We start from the raw sequence: 20,797 nt of genomic DNA on the forward strand, positions 1-20,797 counted from the left end.
CTGGGAGAGGGCCTGAGCCGCTTATCGCGGGTGGGATTGGCCTGCAACCGGCGTGCCGCTTGGCGCGTAGCCTTTGCCGAAGGTTCGGCCGCCTTTCGCCTCACGGCGGCCTTGCGGACGTGCAAGAACCGGCGCGGGCATTGCCTGTGATCAGGCCCGAAAACGTGCATCGGAGAAGCGAAGTCTATGGCGCGCCAGCCGATTCTGGAGTTCTGGTACGAATTCGCTTCGACCTATTCGTATCTCGCGGCGATGCGCGTCGAGGTGGCGGCCGCGCAGGCCGATGTGGCGGTGCGGTGGCGCCCGTTCCTGGTCGGGCCCCTCTTCGCCTCCCAGGGCTGGACCACCTCGCCGTTCAACCTCTACGCGGCCAAGGGCAAGAACATGTGGCGCGACGTGGAGCGCGAGGCCGCGCATCTAGGCCTGCCGCCGCTGACCAAGCCTGCGCAATTCCCGCAGAACAGCCTCAGCGCCGTGCGGGTCGCCATCCTCGGTCAGGACCAGGACTGGCTGGTGCCGTTCTCCAAGGCGGTGTTCACCGCGAGCTTCGCCGAGGGCCGCTCGATCGCGGAGCCGGCGGCGGTCGCCGAGATCCTCGATTCGCTCGGCCTCGACGGGACGCAGACGGTGCGCGCCGCCGCCGCGGAGCCCAACAAGACCAAGCTGCGGGTCAGCGTCGAGGAGGCGCGCTCGCGCGGCATCTACGGCGCGCCGACCTTCCTGGCCGATGACGGCGAGCTGTTCTGGGGCAACGACCGGCTGGAGCAGGCCCTCGCCTGGGCGACCGGCGACCGGCCGAAGGGTCTGCGGTAGGGGTGCGTTCACGCCGATCGACCATCAATCCGACCTGTGCCCCTGGTTGCGCTCGGCCTCCGCTTCGGCGAGGCCTCGGCGGATCCGCGATGACCCGGACAGATCCCATGCCCGTTTCCCGCCGTCTTGTTCTCGCAGCCGCCGGCGTCGCGCTGGGTTCCGGTCTCGGCCGCGCGACCGCGCAATCCTACGGGCAGCGCGTCGCCGTCACCGGCGATGACGGGCGGGCGGTGGCCAATTCGATCCTGCCCGGCGAGATCACGGGTCAGATTCCGGCCCTGCGCGGCGTCACCTCTGTCGGGCCGCGGGACGCCGGCACCACCCTCTACGAATTCTTCGACTTTAACTGCCCCTTCTGCCGAAAGGCCGCCGCCGACGTGGTGGCTTTGCATGACAGCGATGGCGAATTGCGGATTGGCCTTGTCCACAACCCGATCCTGTCGCCGCAATCGGCGCAGGCCGCCAAGGTGATGCTGGCGGTCCAGCGCCGCCTGGGCTCGCAGGCCGCCTGGGGCTTCTATCAGACGCTGCTCGGCAAGCCCGGCCGGATCGATGGGCCCGGCGCTCTGACGGCCGCGTCCAGCTTCGGAATTCCCCAGGCGGAGATCGAGGAGATCGCCGACAGCGAGGAGGTGCGCCTGGCGCTCAAGAGCCAGATGCGCATGGCCGCCGATCTCGGGCTCTACGCCACACCGTCCTACGTACTCGGCAACAGCGGCATCCTCGGGCATCCGGGGGCCCGAGCCCTGGCCAGGATGATCGCCAGCGTCCGTCGTTGCGACCGGCTGGCCTGCTGAGGTCCGCGCTGCGTCACACTTCTGCCGTCCTATCGCGCAGCGGCGGTCCCGTCCGTGTTGCGTGCGGCCATGCTGACATGCTAGGCGGTCGCCGCGCCGATCGGACGGTTCTCGACCCTGTCCCACGTCGGTGCGATCCCACGTCCCGAACGGTCTCGCACCGCGCTCCTGCCGGAGCGTGCGGAACGGGCGGGCAACCAGAGAAGAGAGCGACGGGTGGCGCAGAACGGTTCCGAGGCTGGTCCCCTGGTCGCAGGCGTGGCGGGCCGGTACGCTTCCGCCCTGTTCGATCTCGCGCGCGACGAGCGCCAGGTCGACGCGGTCGCTGATTCCCTCAACCAATTCGATACGCTGCTGAAGGAGAGCGCGGATCTCCGCCGCCTCGTCCGCAGCCCGGTCTTCAGCGCCGAGGAGCAGGCGGCCGCCATCGGCGCCTTGCTCGACAAGGTGGGGATCGGTGGCCTTGCCGGTAACTTCATCCGCCTCGCGGCCTCGAACCGCCGGCTCTTCGCGCTGCCCGACATGATCGCCGCGTTCCGCGCCCTGGTGCAGGATTCGAAGGGCATCGTGCGCGCCGAGGTGCGGGTGGCCGAGAAGCCGTCCGACACCGTGATCGAGGAGATCAAGGCGTCGCTCCGTGACATCGCCAAGGCCGAGGTCGACGTCGACCTCGTGGTCGATCCGAGCCTGATCGGCGGCCTCATCGTGAAGATGGGCTCGCGCATGGTCGACGCCTCCCTCAGGACCAAGCTCAACGGTATCCGCCTCGCGATGCGGGCCGCGCCGTAAGCGCCCCCATCCGACCCGAAAACACATAAACGCATCAGCGACAGAGGCCCGAGTATGGACATCCGCGCCGCCGAGATCTCCGCGATCCTGAAAGAGCAGATCAAGAACTTCGGCGAAGAGGCCGAGGTCTCCGAGGTCGGGCAGGTCCTGTCCGTCGGTGACGGCATCGCCCGCGCCTACGGCCTCGACAACGTCCAGGCCGGCGAGATGGTCGAGTTCGAGTCGGGCGTGCGCGGCATGGCCCTGAACCTCGAGCAGGACAACGTCGGCATCGTGATCTTCGGCTCCGACCGCGAGATCAAGGAAGGCCAGACCGTCAAGCGGACGGGCGCCATCGTGGACGTGCCGGTCGGCAAGGGCCTGCTCGGCCGCGTGGTCGACGGCCTCGGCAACCCGATCGACGGCAAGGGCTCGATCGTTTCGACGGAGCGCCGCCGGGTCGACGTGAAGGCGCCGGGCATCATCCCGCGCAAGTCGGTGCACGAGCCGATGGCCACGGGCCTGAAGGCGATCGACGCCCTGATTCCGGTGGGCCGCGGCCAGCGCGAGCTGATCATCGGCGACCGTCAGACCGGCAAGACCGCCATCGCCCTCGACACGATCCTGAACCAGAAGCCCGGCCACACCGCTGGCGGTGACGAGAAGGCCAAGCTCTACTGCATCTACGTCGCCATCGGCCAGAAGCGCTCGACGGTTGCCCAGTTCGTGAAGGTGCTGGAGGACCAGGGCGCCCTGGAATACTCCATCGTCATCGCCGCCACGGCGTCTGATGCGGCCCCGATGCAGTTCATCGCGCCCTTCGCCGGGTGCGCCATGGGCGAGTATTTCCGCGACAACGGCATGCACGCCGTGATCGTGTATGACGATCTGTCCAAGCAGGCCGTGGCCTACCGCCAGATGTCGCTGCTGCTGCGCCGCCCGCCGGGCCGCGAGGCTTACCCGGGCGACGTGTTCTACCTCCACAGCCGCCTGCTGGAGCGCGCCGCCAAGATGGGCGACGCCGCCGGCAACGGCTCGCTGACCGCGCTTCCGGTCATCGAGACCCAGGCCAACGACGTCTCGGCCTATATCCCGACCAACGTGATCTCGATCACCGACGGCCAGATCTTCCTTGAGACCGACCTGTTCTACCAGGGTATCCGCCCGGCGGTGAACGTCGGCCTCTCGGTGTCGCGGGTGGGCTCCTCGGCCCAGACCAAGGCGATGAAGAAGGTCGCCGGCAAGATCAAGGGCGAGCTGGCGCAGTACCGCGAGATGGCGGCCTTCGCGCAGTTCGGCTCGGATCTCGACGCCTCGACCCAGCAGCTCCTGAACCGCGGCTCGCGGCTGACCGAGCTCCTGAAGCAGCCGCAATTCTCGCCGCTGAAGATGGAAGAGCAGGTCGCCGTGATCTACGCCGGCGTGAACGGCTACCTGGACAAGCTTCCGGTCGCCAAGATCCGCCCCTTCGAGGACAGCCTGCTCAGCACGCTGCGCACGAAGCACAAGGACCTGCTCGACGCCATCGCGACCTCCAAGGACCTGTCGGACGAGAACGCCGGCAAGCTGAAGAGCGTGGTCGAGGGCGTGGTCAAGTCGATCGCCTGATGTGAGGCCCCTCCCCCCTGGGGAGGGTTCTTGGGTGGTGCCCGGGAGGCTTCGGCCGCCCGCACCCCCCGAACTTCCGGCTCCTTCCCGCCGAGGGAAGGAGAGGCCCATAGAACGGACCTGGACCTCACCCGATGGCGAGTTTGAAGGACCTGCGCAACCGCATCACCTCGGTGAAGGCGACGCAGAAGATCACCAAGGCCATGCAGATGGTCGCCGCCGCCAAGCTGCGCCGGGCGCAGATGGCCGCAGAGGCCGGCCGTCCCTACGCTGAGAAGATGTCGGCGGTGCTCGGCAACTTGGCCGGCAACCTCGTGGGCGGTGTCGGGGCGCCGAAGCTGCTGTCGGGAACGGGCTCCGAGCAGACGCACTTGCTGGTGGTCTGTACGGGTGACCGCGGTCTGGCCGGCGCCTTCAACTCGTCGATCGTCCGCCTCGCGGTGCGGGAATATGCCCAGAAGCTCATCGCCGAGGGCAAGACCGTCAAGATCATGACGGTCGGCAAGAAGGGTCTCGACGCGCTGCGCCGGCAGTATCGCGATCAGATCGTCGAAAGCATGGACATCCGCGGCAACCGCCCGGTGGATTACCCCTTCGCGGCCGAGATCGCCGACAAGATCCTGGCCCGCTTCGAGGCCGGTGAGTTCGACGTCGCGACCTTGTTCTATTCCGAGTTCCGCTCGGTGATCTCCCAGATCCCGACCGCGCAGCGGCTGATCCCGGCCGAATTGCCCGCTGCCGACACGACCGCGAAGGCGACAGCCGGCAACGCCGCCCTGGAATTCGAGCCCTCCGAGGAGGCGATCCTGGAGACGCTGCTGCCGAAGAACCTGACGGTGCAGATCTACCGGGCGCTCCTGGAAAACGCCGCCTCCGAGCAGGGCGCGCGCATGAGCGCCATGGATTCGGCCACCCGCAACGCGGGCGAGATGATCAAGAAGCAGACGCTGATCTACAACCGCACGCGTCAGGCCATGATCACCAAGGAACTCATCGAGATCATCTCGGGTGCGGAAGCCCTCTAGGGCACCGCTTCCCGACCGCACAGCTTGAAGGGTAGGTACACGATGGCGAACACCGCACTCCCCGGCGCCGGCTCCAACAAGTCCGGCAAGATCACCCAGGTCATCGGCCCCGTGGTCGACGTGCAGTTCGAGGGCCACCTGCCCGAGATCCTGAACGCCCTGGAGACCAAGAACAACGGCGCCCGCCTCGTCCTCGAGGTCGCCCAGCAGCTCGGTGAGAGTACCGTCCGCTGCATCGCCATGGACACGTCCGAGGGCCTGACCCGCGGCCAGGAGTGCTTCGACACCGGCGAGCCGATCAAGGTTCCGGTCGGCATGAACACGCTCGGCCGCATCATGAACGTCATCGGCGAGCCGATCGACGAGGCCGGCCCGGTCCAGGCCACCACCTACCGCGCCATCCACCAGCCGGCCCCGTCCTACGCCGACCAGTCGACCGAGGCGCAGATCCTCGTCACCGGCATCAAGGTGGTGGACCTGCTCGCCCCCTACGCCAAGGGCGGCAAGATCGGCCTGTTCGGTGGCGCCGGCGTCGGCAAGACCGTGCTGATCATGGAGCTGATCAACAACATCGCCAAGGTGCACTCGGGCTACTCGGTCTTCGCCGGCGTGGGTGAGCGCACCCGCGAGGGCAACGATCTCTACCACGAGATGATCGAGTCCAAGGTCAACATGGACCCGAAGGAGAATGGCGGCTCGGCCGAGGGCTCCAAATGCGCCCTGGTCTACGGCCAGATGAACGAGTCGCCCGGCGCCCGCTCGCGGGTGGCGCTGACCGGCCTGACCATCGCCGAGCAGTTCCGTGACGACGGCCAGGACGTTCTGTTCTTCGTCGACAACATCTTCCGCTTCACCCAGGCGGGCTCCGAGGTGTCGGCGCTTCTCGGCCGCATCCCCTCGGCGGTGGGCTATCAGCCGACGCTCGCCACCGACATGGGCGCCCTGCAGGAGCGCATCACCACCACCAACAAGGGCTCGATCACCTCGGTGCAGGCCATCTACGTGCCGGCCGACGATCTGACCGACCCGGCGCCCGCCGCCTCCTTCGCCCACCTGGACGCCACGACCGTGCTGTCGCGCTCGATCGCCGAGAAGGGCATCTATCCGGCGGTGGATCCGCTGGACTCGACCTCGCGCATGCTGTCACCGGCGATCCTCGGTGAAGAGCATTACGACGTCGCCCGCCGTGTCCAGCAGACCCTGCAGCGCTACAAGGCGCTCCAGGACATCATCGCGATCCTGGGCATGGATGAGCTGTCCGAGGAGGACAAGCTGACCGTGGCCCGCGCCCGCAAGATCGAGCGCTTCTTCTCGCAGCCCTTCTCGGTCGCCGAGGTGTTCACCGGTTCGCCGGGCGTGCAGGTGCCGCTGGAGGACACCATCAAGGGCTTCAAGGGCTTGGTGAACGGCGATTACGACGACCTGCCCGAGGCCGCCTTCTACATGGTCGGCACGATCGAGCAGGCCCAGGAAAAGGCCAAGAAGCTCAAGGCGGCCTAAGGCTGCTCCCTCCCCTCCCCCTTGTGGGGAGGGGTCTGGGGTGGGGGAGTTTCAGGATCGCGCGCCGCGGTGCCCCCTGAACCGCTCCCACCTCCACCGCCTCCCCGCAAGGGGGAGGAGAGCCTGTTGCGGATCCGGGATCGTCCTGAGATGGCCACCTTCCACTTCGATTTCGTCGGCCCCGAGCGGACGCTGTATTCCGGCGAGGTGACCGCCGTTCAACTGCCCGGCACCGAGGGCGAGATGACCGTGATGCCGGGCCACGCGCCCGTGCTGACCTCGCTGCGGGTCGGCGTCATCGTGGTCACCGAGAGCCAGGGCAGCGGCAAGCGGATCTACGTCCGCGGCGGCTTCGCCGATATCGGCCCGACCGCCGTGACCGTGCTGGCCGAGCGCGCCGCGCCGATCGAGGAACTGACCCAGGAGTCCCTTGATCGGGACATCGAAGTAGTCGAGATTCAGCGCGATGCGACCGAGGATCTGCAGAAGCGCGAAGAGTTGAACGGCCAGATCGTTCAGCTCCGGGAAACCAAGGCGCTTCTGAAGCTCTGAACGCGTGTCTGACGGGGGCGTACGAGCTTCCGAGCCGCGTTGACGGATCAGGTTGAGGTTCACAAGGTCCTGGCTCAGCCCTTTCGACAAGTGGGGTTGAGGCCGGAGGCATAGGGTCGAGCCGACCTGCACGGACGCAATCCCCGGGCGCATGCAGCGACAGCGGAATGCGACCCGGGATCCAGCGCAGGACGTCGTGAAGCGTCGATCCGGATCGACTTGAACACCTTGCGCGGCACTTCCCGTGCTGGATCCCGGATCAGGGCTGCTGCGCTCCACCTGTCGGGGGACAGGGCGCGCGCATCATGGCCCGGAGGCGCCGATTGCGCCCCACAAGCTCGGCCCAACACCGTGAAAGGGCTGAAGCGTAACCTTTCGCGGGTCAGGGCAGAGCCTCGGAAAACATCCCGGTGCTTTGCCTCAGATCAGGCCAACGGGCTGAGCCCTCTGGAAACCCGGGATCGGCTGGTCACTCGAGTCCGTGAGCTCGATCCAGCGCATGTTTCAACAGCGTCGCTCGCTCCGCTTCGCCGGAGGGACAGCCGCGCTCGAGCCATAGGCGACGCGCCGCCGCCAGGGAACGACCTATCGCAGGCCCCGGGGGGATCCCTGCGGCGACCAGATCGGCTCCGGCGAGCGGGAAAGACGGCGGCCCGCCCTCCCCTGCCAAATCCAGCAACACCCGGTCTGTCCCATCCGTAAGGCGAGGCCGCGGCTCACCCGCTAGGATCGCCAGCGTCTCCATCAGCGGTGTCAAGCCGTGCTCGGCCGCCAGGGACCGGGCTGCAGACGGATCGATCTCCGCCCGACCGTGCAGGGCCGCTAGCGCGTTGGCATAGGCGGTGAGCCGGCCATGCTCTTGATTCGACAACCGAAGTCGGTCGCGCAGGCGATCCGCATCGGGCCGCGCACCAACCGCCAGGGCCGCGAGCCGCATCACGGAGGGCAGGTCCGCCCTGGCGGCCCGCTCCAGCCGTCCGAGTTCACCGACGCCTCCGGTGATCCGCTGGAGCAGGCCTGTCGCGCTCAAGGTAACGACCAGAGCGGGTCCGCCGCGAGCCATCAGAAGTTTCAGGAATTCGTCGCGAATCCGCTCCTGGGAGAGGCGGCGCAGGCTGTCCCGGGCGGCCACGCAGGCAGCCAGCGCTTCCGGGTCGGGTGCGTCACTGCCGAAGCGCGCATGGAAGCGGAAGAAGCGGAGAATCCGCAGCGCATCTTCCCGGATCCGGGTCGCGGGATCGCCGATGAAGCGGACCCGCCCGTTCTCCAAGTCCGTCAGACCGCCGACGGTGTCATGGAGGTGCCCGGCGTGATCGAGCGACAGGGCGTTGACCGTGAAGTCGCGGCGCTCCGCATCCCGGGTGAAATCGCTGCCGAACCGGACGACCGCGTGGCGGCCATCGGTCTCGACATCCTCGCGGAGCGTGGTGACCTCGATTGGTCCGTCCCCGGTGATCAGGGTGATCGTACCGTGCTCGACCCCGGTCGGCACAGCCTTGAGACCCGCCGCGCGGGCCCGCGCCAGGACGGTCTCCGGCAACAGCGTGGTGGCGAGGTCGATATCGGCGGCGGCGATCCCGAGCAGGGCATCGCGGACGCAGCCGCCGATCAGCCGCGTCTCCGCGCCCGGCTCGTCCAGGGCCGCGAACGCCAGGCGGACACCCGGGCGGTCGAGCAGCGCCGCGGGGCCGTCCTGATCCAGGTCCCGCCTCACCGGAAGCCGCCCGGGACGAGGTGACCGTTCTCCATGTGGGTCGGCACGTAGCCGCCGGGGCGGCGCTCGGAGAACAGGCCTTCATAGACGAGCGTGGCGATCACGATGGTCAGCCCAGCGAGCACGAGGCGGAAGAGATGCGCGTCCCAATGGATCCGGCGCAGCGGGTTCCGTCCCGCCAGCACGAGGTAGACGACAAACAGCGCGAAGGGGATGAGGAAGAGGCCGAACTCTTCGAGGACGCGACGCAGCATGGCGATTCGCCCTCATCCGGCCGAGCAGCGGATCCGGTCCGGATCGGAATCCGGATAGAGCCGTTCGCGGAGATTGTTCAGGATTCCGGCGGTGACGCCCCAGATCAGCCGTTCGCCGAAGGTCAGAGCGTAGAAGTAGCGGGTCCGTCCCTGCCAGGCCCGTGAGCGCAGGCGGTAGCGCTCCCGGTCCATCAGCACCGGCATCGGGACCTCGAACAGGTCGGCGACCTCGGCGGGGTTCGGCTGAAACGTCGCCTCCGGCGCCACGAGGCCGATGACCGGCGTGACCAGGAAGCCGGTCCCCGACAGGTAGGGATCGAGATAGCCGATGAGGCGCACCGAAGCCGGGTCGAGGCCGATCTCCTCCTCGGCCTCGCGCAGGGCCGCGGCGGCGGGACTCGGATCGGACGGGTCGATCTTGCCTCCGGGCAGTGCGATCTGGCCGGAATGGTCGCGCAGGTTCGCGGCCCGCTGCGTCAGGATCAGGCTCAGCCCTTCCGGGCGGAACACCACCGGCACCAGCACGGCAGCCCGCCGGTGCGGCGGCGGCGGGATCACCGCCGAACCGTCCGGATCGAGGCTGTGGTCGCCGCGCGGATTCGAGGTCGGATCGTCCGGCCCGGGCGGGCGCTCCGACAGGCCGGACGCGGCGCGGGCGAGGAAATCGTCGATGGCGTCGCTCACGCGGCGACGGCCGGCGCGATCGGATGGAACAGGCCGCCCGCCCAGAGACCCAGCCAGCGCTCGCCGTCGAGGGTGCCCTCCTCGGCCAGATCCACGAGGTCGTAGGTGAGCGCCCGGGTGACGAGCGCCCAGAGACCGCGCCGGACATGGAGATAGGGCTTCAGGGCGCCATCCGCCGCCTCCTCGAAGCGCAGGGTATGCTCGGCATCGACCGGGACGAGGTCGTCGACATTGGTCCGGAAGCTGATGCGCCTCTCCTGCCCGGACCCGTCGACCGCCATCTCGACCGCCACGAAGGGCGCGTCCTCCACGGTGATGCCGACGCATTCCACCGGTGTCACCAGCACGGTGCGCCCGTCCGGCTCGCGCCGCAGGATGCTGGAGAACAGCCGAACGAGCTTCGGCCGGCGGATCGGCGTGCCGTTGTGATGCCACGTCCCGTCTGCGGCGATGCGCATGTCGATCGCGCCGCAATAGGGCGGGTCCCAGCGCTCCACCGGCGGCGGCCCCCGGGTCGGCAGGTCCCCGAGGGCGGCGCTGAGGCGGTTCAGGGTCGGGTCGGCGGAATCCTCGCTCATGCCCGCTACAGATAGCGTCCCCGCGGCCCGACAGCCATGGCGAGCATTCGACCAACCCGCTGTGAATGTGCCGGCGGCCGTCGGAGCCTCAGGCGGGCCCGGCCCCCTGGGTGTTCACGGTCACGGCGTAGAGCGACTGGCTGGCGGCCATGAACAGACGGTTCCGCTTCGGGCCGCCGAAGGTGAGGTTGCCGCAGACCTCCGGCAGGCGGATCCGCCCGATCAGCTTGCCCGCGGGATTCCAGACCGTAACGCCGTTGTAGCCGACCGCCCGGCCCGCATTGCTCGACGCCCAGACGTTGCCGTCGACATCGGCCCGCAGGCCGTCCGGCCCGCACTTGATGCCGTCGATCACGCAATCGGCGAACAGGCGCCGATTCGAGAGCCCGCCGCCCTCCGCGACATCGAAGGCGTAGATCTCGCCCTTGCCGCCGGGGCCGGTATCGCCGGGGCCCTTGCCGGTCGAGCAGATGTAGAGGATCCGGTGATCGGGGGAGAAGCACAGGCCGTTCGGATCCGGCACCTGTTCGTCGGTGAGGATCCGGTCGATCCGGCCCGAGGGATCGATCCGGTAGACCGCGTTCGGCAGCGCCCGCCGCGCCGTCACGGTTCCGGCCGGCTGTCCGAGGCGCGGGTTGAGATGGCCCTTCGGGTTGGAGGGGCCGCCCGCCTCATCCGGCAGGCCTTCGTAGAGCTGGCCACCGTAGGGCGGATCGGTGAACCAGTACGAGCCGTCCGGATGCTGCACGACGTCGTTCGGCGAGTTGAACGGCTTGCCCTCGAACCGGTCGGCCAGCACCGTCGCCGAGCCGTCGAGCTCGTAGCGGACCACGCGCCGCGTGGCGTGCTCGCAGGAGAGCTGGCGCCCCTGCCAGTCGAAGCTGTTGCCGTTCGAATTGTTGCTGGGCGCACGGAAGGTGGAGACATGCCCGTCCTCCTCCAGCCAGCGCAGCTGGCGATTGTTGGGGATGTCGCTCCAGATCAGGAACCGGCCGATTGCGTTCCAGGCCGGGCCCTCGGCCCAGAGCGCCCCGGTCCAGAGGCGGCGGATCGCGCTGTTGGGCACGATATAGGCCTCGAAGGCCGGATCGACCGCGATCACGTCGGGATCGGTGAAATAGGTGGTGGGGGCCGCTCCTGGGCGGAAGTCGCGCGGCGGATTGGTGATCGTGCTGGGCGGCGCGGGCTCGGCGGCGGCCAGACCGGCCGAGCCGAGCATGATGCCCAACCCGGCGACGAATGAGCGGCGCGACGGCTTGGCGAATGCGCCCTGCCGATCCGTGGCCGCGTGAGATTTGATCCTTTCCTGCATGCGATCCCCCCGGTTCGCGCTCGCGCAGTCGGTGCTGCGCGATGTCCGATTTTGAGACCGTAGTCCTGTTCGCGTCAACTGGGTCGGCGCCGCAGGATCTTCCAGACCCCGTCCGCCGAGGCCAGCAGGCGGCCCCCCGCCCGCACATCGCCGCGCATGAACACGAGCGAGCCGGTCCGCTTGACCACAAGCGGGCCGATGCCGATCCAGTCGCCCAGACGGCCGACATCGATGAACTTCATCTCGAGCTGGATCGTCACGCAATTGGCGCCGTCGGCCGCCCGCATGGCGGTCTCGCCGAGGGCGCGGTCGGCGAAGCTCATCAGCATGCCGCCATGGACCACGCCGATCAGGTTGGCGTGCTTTTGCTCCGCCCGGAACGCGTAGGCCCCGTCGGAGGCACGCCGGTGCACCGGGCCGATATGGGCGATGAAGCCCGCATCTTCGATGGGCGCCCAGCCCGCGTCGTTCGGGTCGAAGGGATCGGTCTCGCAGGTCATCGTAGGGTCCGTCTCCATCGCGGCTCGGGAAACCGGCAGGGGCCGTCAGGTTCCCCGCGGCTTGGCCCGGCGCGTCGGCGCCTCGGCCAGGGGATCCTCCGGCCACGGGTGGCGGGGATAGCGCCCGCGCATCTCGGCGCGCACCGCCGCCCAGGAGCCACGCCAGAAGCCCGGAAGGTCGCGGGTGATCTGGATCGGCCGCTGGGCCGGCGAGAGCAGGTGCAGGACGAGCGGCCGGCCACCGGCCCGGGGATGCCGGTCGAGGCCGAACAGCTCCTGCACCCGCACCGAGAGGGCGGGTTCGTCGGCGCCGTAATCCACCGCGATGCGCGAACCGGTGGGCACCTCAACGTGGGTCGGCGCCTCGGCTTCGAGCCGGGTACGCAACTCCCAGGGCAGTAGCCCATGCAGGGCGCCGGCGAGATCGTCGGCGGTGACCGAAGCGAGGGACGTGCGCCCGACGAGGGAGGGGGCGAGCCACGTCGCCACGGTCTCAGCCAACGCCGCATCCGAGAGATCGGGCCAGGTTTCACCCTCCGCCGCGTGCAGGAAGCCCACGCGGGCGCGCCATTGTGACAAAGCGGGTGTCCAGGGCAGTCGGTCGAGCCCCAGGCCCGCGATGCCCCGGGCCAGGATCGTCGCGCTCTCCAGGTTGGCCGGGACCGGCAGGGGGCGCTCTCCCAGATTGACGGCGCCGAGCCGCCGGACCGCCCGCGCCCGGAGCGCGGCGGCCTGGGGATCGAAAGCGATCTCGGTGCGGGATTCGATCCTGTCGGGAAACAGCGCCTCGACGGCCGCGCCGTCGATCGCCGCCGCGGCCAGGATGCGGGCGTTGCCGGCCGAACCCACGAGCTCGGCGACGACCAGGAGGGGCTCCCGGGCGAGCGGGCTCGCCGGGTCGAGCCGGCCCGCCCGGCCGCTCGCCATCACGAACTCGCCGTCGCGGCCCCGCGCCCGCGCCACGCGGTCCGGATAGGCGAGCGCCAGGAGCCGGCCGGCCGGAACCGGTCCGGAACCCGGGCCGCCGCCCGCGATCCGCGCCCAGCCCTCGGCGAGCCGGCGCATATCCGCGGACCGTCCGCCCCGGTCACGGCGGAACCGCTCGACGCGCGTATCGAGATCGACATCGTCGCCCCCGAGACCGCGCTCGACCAGCACGGCCGCGAGGTCGGCGGCGGCCCGGGCCTCACCCGATTGGGCCGCGACCGTCACCATCCGGGCGAGCCGCGGCGGCAGCGGCAGGGCGCGCAGGCGGGCGCCCGTCTCCGTCAGCCGGCCATCCGGATCGAGGGCGCCCAGCTCGTTGAGCAGGGCACGGGCCTCCGCCAGAGCCGCGGCCGGCGGCGGATCCAGGAAGGCGAGGCTGCTCGGATCGGCGACGCCCCAGGCGGCGCAATCGAGGAGCAGGCCCGCCAGATCCGCCGACAGGATCTCGGGCCGCGAGAACGGTTCGAGGGCGTTGGTGGCGGCCTCGGACCAGAGCCGCCAGGACACGCCCGGCTCGGTTCGGCCGGCGCGGCCCCGCCGCTGATCCACCGAGGCCCGGGAGGCGCGCGCGGTCACGAGCCGCGTCAGGCCGAGGCCGGGCTCGTAGACCGGCACCCGGGCGAACCCGGAATCGACCACGATCCGGACGCCCTCGATGGTCAGCGAGGTCTCGGCGATGCTGGTGGCCAGCACCACCTTGCGGGTCCCGGGCGGCGCCGGGGCGACGGCCCGGTCCTGCTCCGCCGGCGGGAGGGCGCCGTAGAGGGGGGCGAGCACAACGCCAGGATCGTGGCGCTCCGCCAGCAGGTCCGCGGTCCGGCGGATCTCCGCCTGCCCGGGCAGGAACACCAGCACCGAGCCCGGATCCGCCCGCAGGGCGCGCAGCGTCACCTCGGCCACAGCCTCCTCGATCCGCCGGTTCGGATCGCGCTCGACGTGGCGGGTCTCCACCGGGAAGGCGCGGCCCTCTGACGCGATCACGGGCGCGTCGTTCATCAGCCGCGCGACCCGGGCGCCGTCGAGCGTCGCCGACATGACGAGGAGGCGCAGATCCTCGCGCAGGCCCCCCTGCGCGTCGAGCGCGAGGGCGAGGCCGAGATCGGCATCGAGGGAGCGTTCATGGAACTCGTCGAACAGCACCGCGCCGATGCCGGCGAGTTCCGGATCGTCGAGGATCATCCGCGTGAACACGCCCTCGGTCACCACCTCGATTCGGGTCCGGGCCGTGATCTTCGAGCCGAGCCGCACGCGCAGGCCGACCGTGCCGCCGACCGGCTCTCCCAGAATCTGCGCCATCCGGGCGGCGGCGGCCCGGGCCGCGAGCCGGCGCGGCTCCAGCAGGATGATTTTTCGGCCCTCGCGCCAGGGCGCATCGAGCAAGTCGAGCGGCACGCGGGTGGTCTTGCCCGCTCCCGGCGGCGCCACCAGCACGGCGGCGTTGCGCGCAGCGAGCGCGTCGCGCAGGGCGGGCAGTGCCGCCTCGATCGGCAATGCGGTCTGGGGATCGGGCATCGGCGCCGCTGATGGCGTGGAGCGGCGCCGCGCGCAACAGCCCCGGCCGTCCAGGCCGCTCACGGTGTTCGCCGACAGGTCCGATGCCATCGCGTCGCACCGGTCGTGGCACGGCCCCTTTCCCGGGCGCATGCAGCGCCAGCGGAATGCGACCCGGGAGCCGGAACACGACGGCGCGAAGCGTCCATCTGTTTCAAACTGTGCCGCTTCGCGGCGCTTCCTGTGCTGGGTCCCGGATCAGGTTCCGCTTTGCTGCACCGGCTCGGGAAAGGGTGCGCGTCGCGAGGCGGCAGGCGCCGATCCCCGGCTGACCCCTGGTTGAAGACCGTCAGAGGGTTGTCCTGCGGTGCCGTGACGGCGAGGGGTATTCGACACCAATCCAACCGCCAAGCGCTAGCCTCCGGATCCGTCAAACGCGAAGCTCAAGCGGATCAAAAATAATCGGGAGTGAAACGATGCGCTTTCGCCGGACCATCCTGGCCCTGGTCGCCCTGCCCCTCGCCACCCTGCCCCTCGCGCTCGGCGCCGCCCGGGCGCAGGACAGGCTGCCGACGATCCCGCCGCAGGATTACACGCCCGAGCAGAAGCAGGCGGCCGAATCCTTCGCGCAGGCCCGGGGCAAGCCGCCCTTCGGGCCGTTCGAGCCGCTGATGTACTCGCCCGAGGTCATGACGCTCGCGCGCTCCATGGGCGACTACCTGCGCTTCAAGCCCAAGATCGGCACGACCCTGTCGGAACTGGTGATCCTGATGACCGCAAGGCGCTGGACCCAGGATTACGAATGGTACGTCCACGCCCCGATCGCCGAGAAGGCGGGGATCTCAGCGGACATCATCGCAGCGATCCGCGACGGGCGTCGGCCGGCCCGGATGAGCGATGACGAGACCATCGTGTACGATTTCACGTCCGAACTGCAGGACACCAAGCGCGTCTCGGACACGACCTTCGCCCGCGCCGAAGCCCGGTTCGGCAAGCCGGCGATCGTCGATCTGGCGGCGATCTCCGGCTACTACACGCTCCTCGCCATGGAGTTGAATGCGGCGCGCTATCCGATTCCCAAGGACGGCCAGACGTTGCCCCGCTTGCCGGAATGAGCCGGCTTATCCACAGCCTCCGGGGAGGCAAAATCTCGTTGTCCACAGGCTTTGGCGGCCCTGGATGAGTCCGCCGCGGGCGCGCTGACGAAGCGTTAACCTTTATGGCTTGTTCTCTTTCCGTTCCCAGCGCGAGGAGGAGAACACGATGCGGGTTGCAGCCGAAGCCCTGCGCGACGATCACGCCTGTCCGGTCGAGGCGATCAGCAGCGCCTATCTCGGCTTCGCGGGCGGCGATGCCGGGATCGCGCTGCGCTGTGCGATCGCCGACGCGTTGTCCGACCTGATGGAAGCCGAGCGACGCACCCGGGAGCGCAGCCGCCTGATCTCCCGGGGTTATGTCCGTGAAGCGCCGCAGTCCGGGCACGGTCCGGCAAGCTGAACGGTTGCTGCAAACGCAGTTCAGGCTCGATGCAGCGCAACGGTGACAGGATCTGCTCCATGATCCGGGACGGTTCGAACCGCCCGCTTCATTCGGAGACAGGTCATGAAACGCTTCGCTTTGCTTTCGGCCGCCGCGCTGATCGGCGCGGGCACCCTGGCCTCTTCGGCCGCGGAGGCGCGCGGTGGTGGCGCCCTCGCGGCCGGGATCATCGGCGGACTGGCGGCCGGCGCCCTGATCGGCGCCGCCACCCAGGCCCACGCGGCGCCCGCCTACGGGTATGAGGGGGGCTATGGCGGATATGGCTACGCGCCCGCGCCCGTCGTGGTGCGGCCGGCACCGGCTTATCGCGTCTACGAGGAGGACGCCCCGGTCTACGCCACCCGCCGGACCGTGACCTACGAGCGCGTGCCGGTCGGATATGATAGCCGCCCCGTCCGCCACTGGCACCGCGGCTGGGACGACGGCTACGGCTGGTGATCGGCTTTTGATCCGGCTTCGGCGTCGAGTCGGGCGGCAGGCATGAACGACGTGTTCATGCCTGTACCGCTACGATCGCGAAGGTGTTTCGGGATCGTGCGCAGATGTCTTTGTCGTCCGGCCGTGCAGATGTAGACCCGTCCGGCGATGTTCGTCTGTCGGACATCCTCGCGGCGCTGAGCCACGCCCTGGATCTGACAGAGGGCCAACCGCCGGGCCATTGCGTGCGCGCCACGTTCATCGGCATGCATGTCGGTCGCGCGTTGGGGTTGGAAGCCCGCGCGCTCTGGGAGCTCTACTACACGATCATGCTGAAGGATCTGGGTTGCTCCAGCAACGCCGCCCGGATCTGCGCGCTCTACATGTCGGACGACATCGGCTTCAAGCGCGATTTCAAGACGGTGAGCGACAGCCTGCCGAAGGTCCTGGGCTTCGTCTTCTCCCATACCGGATTGAATGCCGGTCTCGCGGAGCGGTTCAGGGCCGTGCTGAATATCCTGCAGAATGGCGGCGCGATCGTCGACGACCTGATCCAGACCCGGTGCCAGCGCGGGGCCGAGATCGCCGCGCGCCTGCGCTTTCCCCCGGGCGTCTGCACGGCCATCCACGCGCTGGATGAGCACTGGAACGGCAAGGGGCGGCCGGATCACCTCGCCGGCCCGGCGATTCCCCTCTACGCCCGCATCGCCCTTCTGGCGCAGGTCGCGGACGTGTTCCACACCGCGGCAGGCCCCGCGGCCGCCCTGGCGGAGATCCGCAGCCGCACCGGCACATGGTTCGATCCCGAGATCGCCGCGTCCTTCGAGCGCGCCGCCGCCGCGCCCGGCTTCTGGGAGGTCGTGGGTTCCGATGCGGTCGAGGCGGCGGTCCTGGCGCTCGAACCGGCACAGAGCGCCATCGTGGTCGATGAATCCTATCTCGACGACATCGCCCGGGCCTTCGCCCAGGTGATCGACGCCAAGAGCCCGTTCACCTCCGGCCATTCCGAGCGGGTGGCGGTCTACGCCGACATGGTCGCGGCCGAGCTCGGCCTGGATGCCCGACGCCGCCGCTGGCTGAGGCGGGCGGCGCTGCTGCACGACGTCGGCAAGCTCGGCGTCTCGAACGCGATCCTCGACAAGAACGGCAAGCTCGACGACGACGAGTGGCGCGCCATGCGTGGCCATGCCCTCCTGTCCGAGACGATCCTGGCGCGCGTCCCGGCCTTCCACGACATGGCCCGGATCGGCGGGGGTCACCACGAGCGCCTGGACGGCCGCGGCTATCCCCGCGGCCTCAAGGCCGACGAGATCGCCCTGGAGACCCGGATCGTGTCGGTCGCCGACGTGTTCGACGCCCTCACGGCGGACCGGCCGTATCGGAAGGCCATGCCGATCGAGAAGGCGCTGGGCATCATGCGCGCCGATCTCGGCGCGGCCTTCGATCCGATCTGCTACGCCGCGCTGGAGCGCGCCCTGGCGGCGATCGAGGGTGACCTGGCCCGGGCGGCCTGATCCCGGCCGGAGCCCCTCTGCCGAATCGAGACCCCCATGCTGATCCACGAAGGCGTCGCGCGCACCCCTGAAGCCGACCGGAAGCTCGGCCTGTCCCTGGCGGCGGTGGCCGGTGCGCTGAACACCGCGGGGTTTTACGCGGTCGGCCTCTACGCCTCGAACATGACCGGGAACGTCTCGGCGATCTCCGACCGGACCGGCACGGGCGATTTCGCCCTGGCCGGGGAGGCGCTGCTGCTCGTCCTGCTGTTCGTGCTGGGGTCTGCGAGTTCGACGCTGCTGATCCGTTACCGCCGGCGCAGGTCCGTCCGGGGTTCCCACGCCTACAGCGTCTGCGCGGAGGCGATCTGTCTCGTCGTCCTCGGCCTCGTGGTACTGCCCCTCGACGAGGCGACCCGGGGCCACGCCCTCGTGCTCGGCCTGAGCTTCACGATGGGCCTGCAGAATGCCGCGGTGACCAAGATCTCCGAGGCGCGGGTGCGCACCACCCACGTCACCGGGATGATCACCGATATCGGCATCGAACTCGCGCGCTGGCTCGATCGCGGGGCGCCCGACCGGGTGCCGCTGAAGCCCCACGATCCGGTGCGGCTCCAGCTCCACCTGCTGACCGTCGGCTCCTTCCTCGCGGGTGGGCTGGTGGGCGTCGTCGCCTATCGCGCCGTGGGGGTCGCGCTGCTGTTCGCGGCGGCCGCGATCCTCGCCGCGCTGGCGCTGCCGGCGCTCAGGCGTTGATGTCGAGGAGCTGGCCGGTCATCCGGTCGGCCGTTCGCGCCACGGCGGCGTTCAGGGCGAAGGCGGATTTGGCGCCGAGGAGCTCGACTGCGGCACCGGACAGATCCACCTGCGCGGCGGGTTCCAGGGACGTGCCGGAGACGGGTGCTCCCGCGGACGCGATGGTCTGTGCGGCGGCGCCGAGGCGGTCGGTGGCGCGGGCCATGCCGGTGAAGGCGGTCTGAAGGGCGTCGATCATGCGGAACCTCCGAGCGCTGATCCTACAGGGATCATGCTGCGGACAGGTTGAGGCGATCGCTCAAATGCCACGGATCGCCGGCCTGCCGAGGGCCGCTGGTGCGGACGGCGGGACTCGAACCCGCACAGCCTTGCGGCCGCAAGATTTTAAGTCTCGTGCGTCTACCGGTTCCGCCACGTCCGCATCGGACCCTCGGTAGCGGGCGCCGCCCCCGCGATCAAGCCGGGGGCGTCCAGCCGTACAGCCAGGCGTAGCGGTCGCGCATGCCGTCCGGGCCGAGCCGGCCCATCACGGCGTTGCGGGCGAGCGCCACGAAGCCGCGCGCGTGATAGGTCCGGCCATTGGCGCGAGCCGCCTTCTGGACGCGCCGGACCCGGGCCGACCGCTCCCCCGCGTAGGCGGCGAGCGCCGCCGGCACGCTCGGCTGGGCGGCGAGCGCGTGCGTCAGCACCGCGGCATCCTCGATGGCGAGCGCCGACCCCTGCGCGAGATAGGGCAGGACCGGATGCGCCGCGTCGCCGAGCAGCGCGACCCGCCCGCGGGCGAGCGGTCGGGCCACCGCCCGGTCGGCGAGGGACCAGACCAGCCAGGAATCCGGCACGCTGAGAAGTTCGCGCAGCGGCTCGGCGCAGCTCCGGAAGAACTTCCGCAGCGCTGCGGGCTCCCCGAGTCGGCCCCAGCCCTCGTCGCCCACCGCCTCGGGCACCACCGCCACGACGTTGAGGAACTGGCCGTCCCGCACCGGGTAATGCACCACGTGCCGGTTCCGGCCGAGCCACAGGCCGGTCGCCGGCCCGCGCAAGGTCTCCGGCGTGGCATCGATCGGGATCAGGGCCCGCCACGCCGCCGCATGGCCCGATCGGAGCGGCGCCGGATCGAGAGGGCCGCGCAGGCGCGAGCGCAGCCCGTCGGCCCCGATCAGCAGATCGAAGCTCAACGCCTGCGTGCCGCTCGCTCCTTCGGCCGCGAGCTGGACCGTTGAGTCCGTCTCGGTGAAACCCGTGACGGTGCGGCCCATCATCAGGCGGATCGCCGGCCGGCCGCGCAGGGCGTCGAGCAGCAGGGTTTGCAGATCGGCCCGGTGGATCACGTAGTAGGGCGCGCCGAACCGTGCCTGCGCGTCGGCCCCAAGGGCGACGCCGCCGAGCCGGCGACCGCTGTCGAGGGCGCGCACCTCGACCCCCGGCGGTTCGCTCGCGGCCCGGCGCAGGGCCGCCGCGAGGCCGAGGGCGGCCAGCACGCGGCTGGCATTGGGCGAGATCTGGATCCCCGCCCCAACCTCGCTGAAGCCGGTGCGGCGCTCGATCACCGTGACGGCATGTCCGGAATCGGACAGGGCCAGAGCCGCCGTGAGGCCGCCGATCCCGGCCCCGACGATTCCGATTCGTAAAGATCGAGAGTCGGACGACACGGCCGGCGCCGCCTACTCCGCCGCGAGCTTGGCGTCGTCCTGCCAGACGCAGGCCTGCGGATCGGCCTGATCCGGCTTCAGGCCGGCGCGGTAGCGATAGAGCGTCGAGCAGTATTGGCAGATGATCTCGGTGTCGGCGCCCATGTCGAGGAAGACGTGCGGATGGTCGAACGGCGGCAGCGCGCCGATGCACATGAACTCCTTCACCCCCACGCCGACCACCGGGACGCCCGGCTCGTTGTGGAAGTGGGGTACCGCCTTGCCTGCCATCCGGCCCTCGCCTGACCCGCAACCGACCGCGCGGCGAATCTGCCCGCGCGCCCCCGGGCGCCTCGCGGCCGCTTATGCCGCCAGCCCCGC

22 protein-coding genes and 1 tRNA gene are annotated in these 20,797 nt (G+C 69.9%); 12 read left to right on the forward strand and 11 right to left on the reverse strand.

All coding sequences use genetic code 11. The annotated features are described in order from the left end of the window. Nucleotides 1-186: 186 nt before the first annotated feature. From MKK88_RS20205 to MKK88_RS20235, 7 genes are all read left to right on the forward strand, one after another. Nucleotides 187-813 (forward strand): 2-hydroxychromene-2-carboxylate isomerase, encoded by a 627-nt coding sequence (locus MKK88_RS20205; protein ID WP_244002833.1) that lies wholly within the window; start codon nt 187-189, stop codon nt 811-813. A 107-nt stretch (nt 814-920) separates the two neighbouring features. Then, nucleotides 921-1,610, forward strand: coding sequence for a DsbA family protein (locus tag MKK88_RS20210; protein WP_244002835.1), 690 nt, complete (start codon nt 921-923; stop codon nt 1,608-1,610). A 216-nt stretch (nt 1,611-1,826) separates the two neighbouring features. Continuing rightward, a complete protein-coding gene (locus MKK88_RS20215; protein ID WP_244002844.1) occupies nt 1,827-2,399 on the forward strand; it encodes a F0F1 ATP synthase subunit delta in 573 nt (190 codons plus the stop codon). A gap of 54 nt (nt 2,400-2,453) precedes the next feature. Next, nucleotides 2,454-3,986 (forward strand): F0F1 ATP synthase subunit alpha, encoded by a 1,533-nt coding sequence (atpA, locus tag MKK88_RS20220; RefSeq protein WP_244002846.1) that lies wholly within the window; start codon nt 2,454-2,456, stop codon nt 3,984-3,986. A gap of 134 nt (nt 3,987-4,120) precedes the next feature. Next, complete coding sequence (locus MKK88_RS20225; protein ID WP_244002848.1) at nt 4,121-5,011, forward strand: F0F1 ATP synthase subunit gamma; 891 nt, start codon at nt 4,121-4,123, stop codon at nt 5,009-5,011. A 42-nt stretch (nt 5,012-5,053) separates the two neighbouring features. Beyond that, nucleotides 5,054-6,511 (forward strand): F0F1 ATP synthase subunit beta, encoded by a 1,458-nt coding sequence (gene atpD, locus MKK88_RS20230; protein WP_244002850.1) that lies wholly within the window; start codon nt 5,054-5,056, stop codon nt 6,509-6,511. Between the two features lie 150 nt (nt 6,512-6,661). Then, the gene (locus MKK88_RS20235) at nt 6,662-7,063 is read left to right on the forward strand and encodes a F0F1 ATP synthase subunit epsilon (RefSeq protein ID WP_244002852.1); all 402 of its coding nucleotides are present in this window, start codon (nt 6,662-6,664) and stop codon (nt 7,061-7,063) included. Between the two features lie 469 nt (nt 7,064-7,532). Here the strand turns inward: MKK88_RS20235 and MKK88_RS20240 are convergent, their stop codons facing one another. From MKK88_RS20240 to hrpB, 7 genes are all read right to left on the reverse strand, one after another. Then, nucleotides 7,533-8,777, reverse strand: a complete 1,245-nt coding sequence (locus MKK88_RS20240; protein WP_244002854.1) for a CCA tRNA nucleotidyltransferase — start codon at nt 8,775-8,777, stop codon at nt 7,533-7,535. Further along, nucleotides 8,774-9,031 carry a DUF6111 family protein gene (locus tag MKK88_RS20245; RefSeq protein WP_244002856.1) on the reverse strand — a complete coding sequence of 86 codons (258 nt, stop codon included), beginning with the start codon at nt 9,029-9,031 and terminating at the stop codon, nt 8,774-8,776. The genes MKK88_RS20240 and MKK88_RS20245 overlap by 4 nt, the downstream gene beginning before the upstream one ends. Before the next feature lie 12 nt (nt 9,032-9,043). After that, complete coding sequence (locus MKK88_RS20250; RefSeq protein WP_244002858.1) at nt 9,044-9,715, reverse strand: CoA pyrophosphatase; 672 nt, start codon at nt 9,713-9,715, stop codon at nt 9,044-9,046. After that, on the reverse strand, nt 9,712-10,293 hold the full coding sequence (locus tag MKK88_RS20255) for a DUF1285 domain-containing protein (RefSeq protein ID WP_244002860.1): 582 nt from the start codon (nt 10,291-10,293) through the stop codon (nt 9,712-9,714). The genes MKK88_RS20250 and MKK88_RS20255 overlap by 4 nt, the downstream gene beginning before the upstream one ends. 88 nt (nt 10,294-10,381) lie before the next feature. Next, nucleotides 10,382-11,605 (reverse strand): SMP-30/gluconolactonase/LRE family protein, encoded by a 1,224-nt coding sequence (locus tag MKK88_RS20260; protein ID WP_409566683.1) that lies wholly within the window; start codon nt 11,603-11,605, stop codon nt 10,382-10,384. A gap of 74 nt (nt 11,606-11,679) precedes the next feature. Further along, the gene (locus tag MKK88_RS20265) at nt 11,680-12,123 is read right to left on the reverse strand and encodes a PaaI family thioesterase (protein ID WP_409566684.1); all 444 of its coding nucleotides are present in this window, start codon (nt 12,121-12,123) and stop codon (nt 11,680-11,682) included. A 27-nt stretch (nt 12,124-12,150) separates the two neighbouring features. Further along, nucleotides 12,151-14,604 carry an ATP-dependent helicase HrpB gene (gene hrpB / locus MKK88_RS20270; protein WP_244002861.1) on the reverse strand — a complete coding sequence of 818 codons (2,454 nt, stop codon included), beginning with the start codon at nt 14,602-14,604 and terminating at the stop codon, nt 12,151-12,153. Between the two features lie 455 nt (nt 14,605-15,059). On the opposite strand from hrpB, the gene MKK88_RS20275 reads away from it, so the two are divergent. The 5 genes from MKK88_RS20275 to MKK88_RS20295 all read left to right on the forward strand — a co-directional run bounded on the left by MKK88_RS20275 (nt 15,060) and on the right by MKK88_RS20295 (nt 18,788). Next, nucleotides 15,060-15,698: a carboxymuconolactone decarboxylase family protein gene (locus tag MKK88_RS20275; protein WP_244002863.1), complete on the forward strand. Its 639-nt coding sequence runs from the start codon at nt 15,060-15,062 to the stop codon at nt 15,696-15,698. Between the two features lie 148 nt (nt 15,699-15,846). After that, complete coding sequence (locus tag MKK88_RS20280; RefSeq protein ID WP_244002865.1) at nt 15,847-16,080, forward strand: hypothetical protein; 234 nt, start codon at nt 15,847-15,849, stop codon at nt 16,078-16,080. A 105-nt stretch (nt 16,081-16,185) separates the two neighbouring features. Then, complete coding sequence (locus tag MKK88_RS20285) at nt 16,186-16,560, forward strand: hypothetical protein (RefSeq protein ID WP_244002867.1); 375 nt, start codon at nt 16,186-16,188, stop codon at nt 16,558-16,560. 104 nt (nt 16,561-16,664) lie between these two features. Continuing rightward, on the forward strand, nt 16,665-18,053 hold the full coding sequence (locus tag MKK88_RS20290; RefSeq protein WP_244002868.1) for an HD-GYP domain-containing protein: 1,389 nt from the start codon (nt 16,665-16,667) through the stop codon (nt 18,051-18,053). Between the two features lie 36 nt (nt 18,054-18,089). Then, the gene (locus MKK88_RS20295; protein WP_244002870.1) at nt 18,090-18,788 is read left to right on the forward strand and encodes a YoaK family protein; all 699 of its coding nucleotides are present in this window, start codon (nt 18,090-18,092) and stop codon (nt 18,786-18,788) included. Here the strand turns inward: MKK88_RS20295 and MKK88_RS20300 are convergent. The 4 genes from MKK88_RS20300 to MKK88_RS20315 form a co-directional block, all read right to left on the reverse strand. Continuing rightward, complete coding sequence (locus tag MKK88_RS20300) at nt 18,778-19,026, reverse strand: flagellar basal body rod C-terminal domain-containing protein (RefSeq protein WP_244002872.1); 249 nt, start codon at nt 19,024-19,026, stop codon at nt 18,778-18,780. The two genes, MKK88_RS20295 and MKK88_RS20300, sit on opposite strands and share 11 nt — an antisense overlap. 96 nt (nt 19,027-19,122) lie before the next feature. Further along, nucleotides 19,123-19,209, reverse strand: a tRNA-Leu gene (locus MKK88_RS20305). A 34-nt stretch (nt 19,210-19,243) separates the two neighbouring features. Further along, entirely contained in the window at nt 19,244-20,437 is a 1,194-nt protein-coding gene (locus MKK88_RS20310; protein WP_244002874.1) for an FAD-dependent monooxygenase, read from the reverse strand. 12 nt (nt 20,438-20,449) lie between these two features. Next, nucleotides 20,450-20,707 (reverse strand): zinc-finger domain-containing protein, encoded by a 258-nt coding sequence (locus MKK88_RS20315; protein ID WP_244002876.1) that lies wholly within the window; start codon nt 20,705-20,707, stop codon nt 20,450-20,452. Nucleotides 20,708-20,797 lie beyond the last annotated feature (90 nt).

This window comes from Methylobacterium sp. E-005, from assembly GCF_022829725.1.
Lineage (GTDB): Bacteria > Pseudomonadota > Alphaproteobacteria > Rhizobiales > Beijerinckiaceae > Methylobacterium.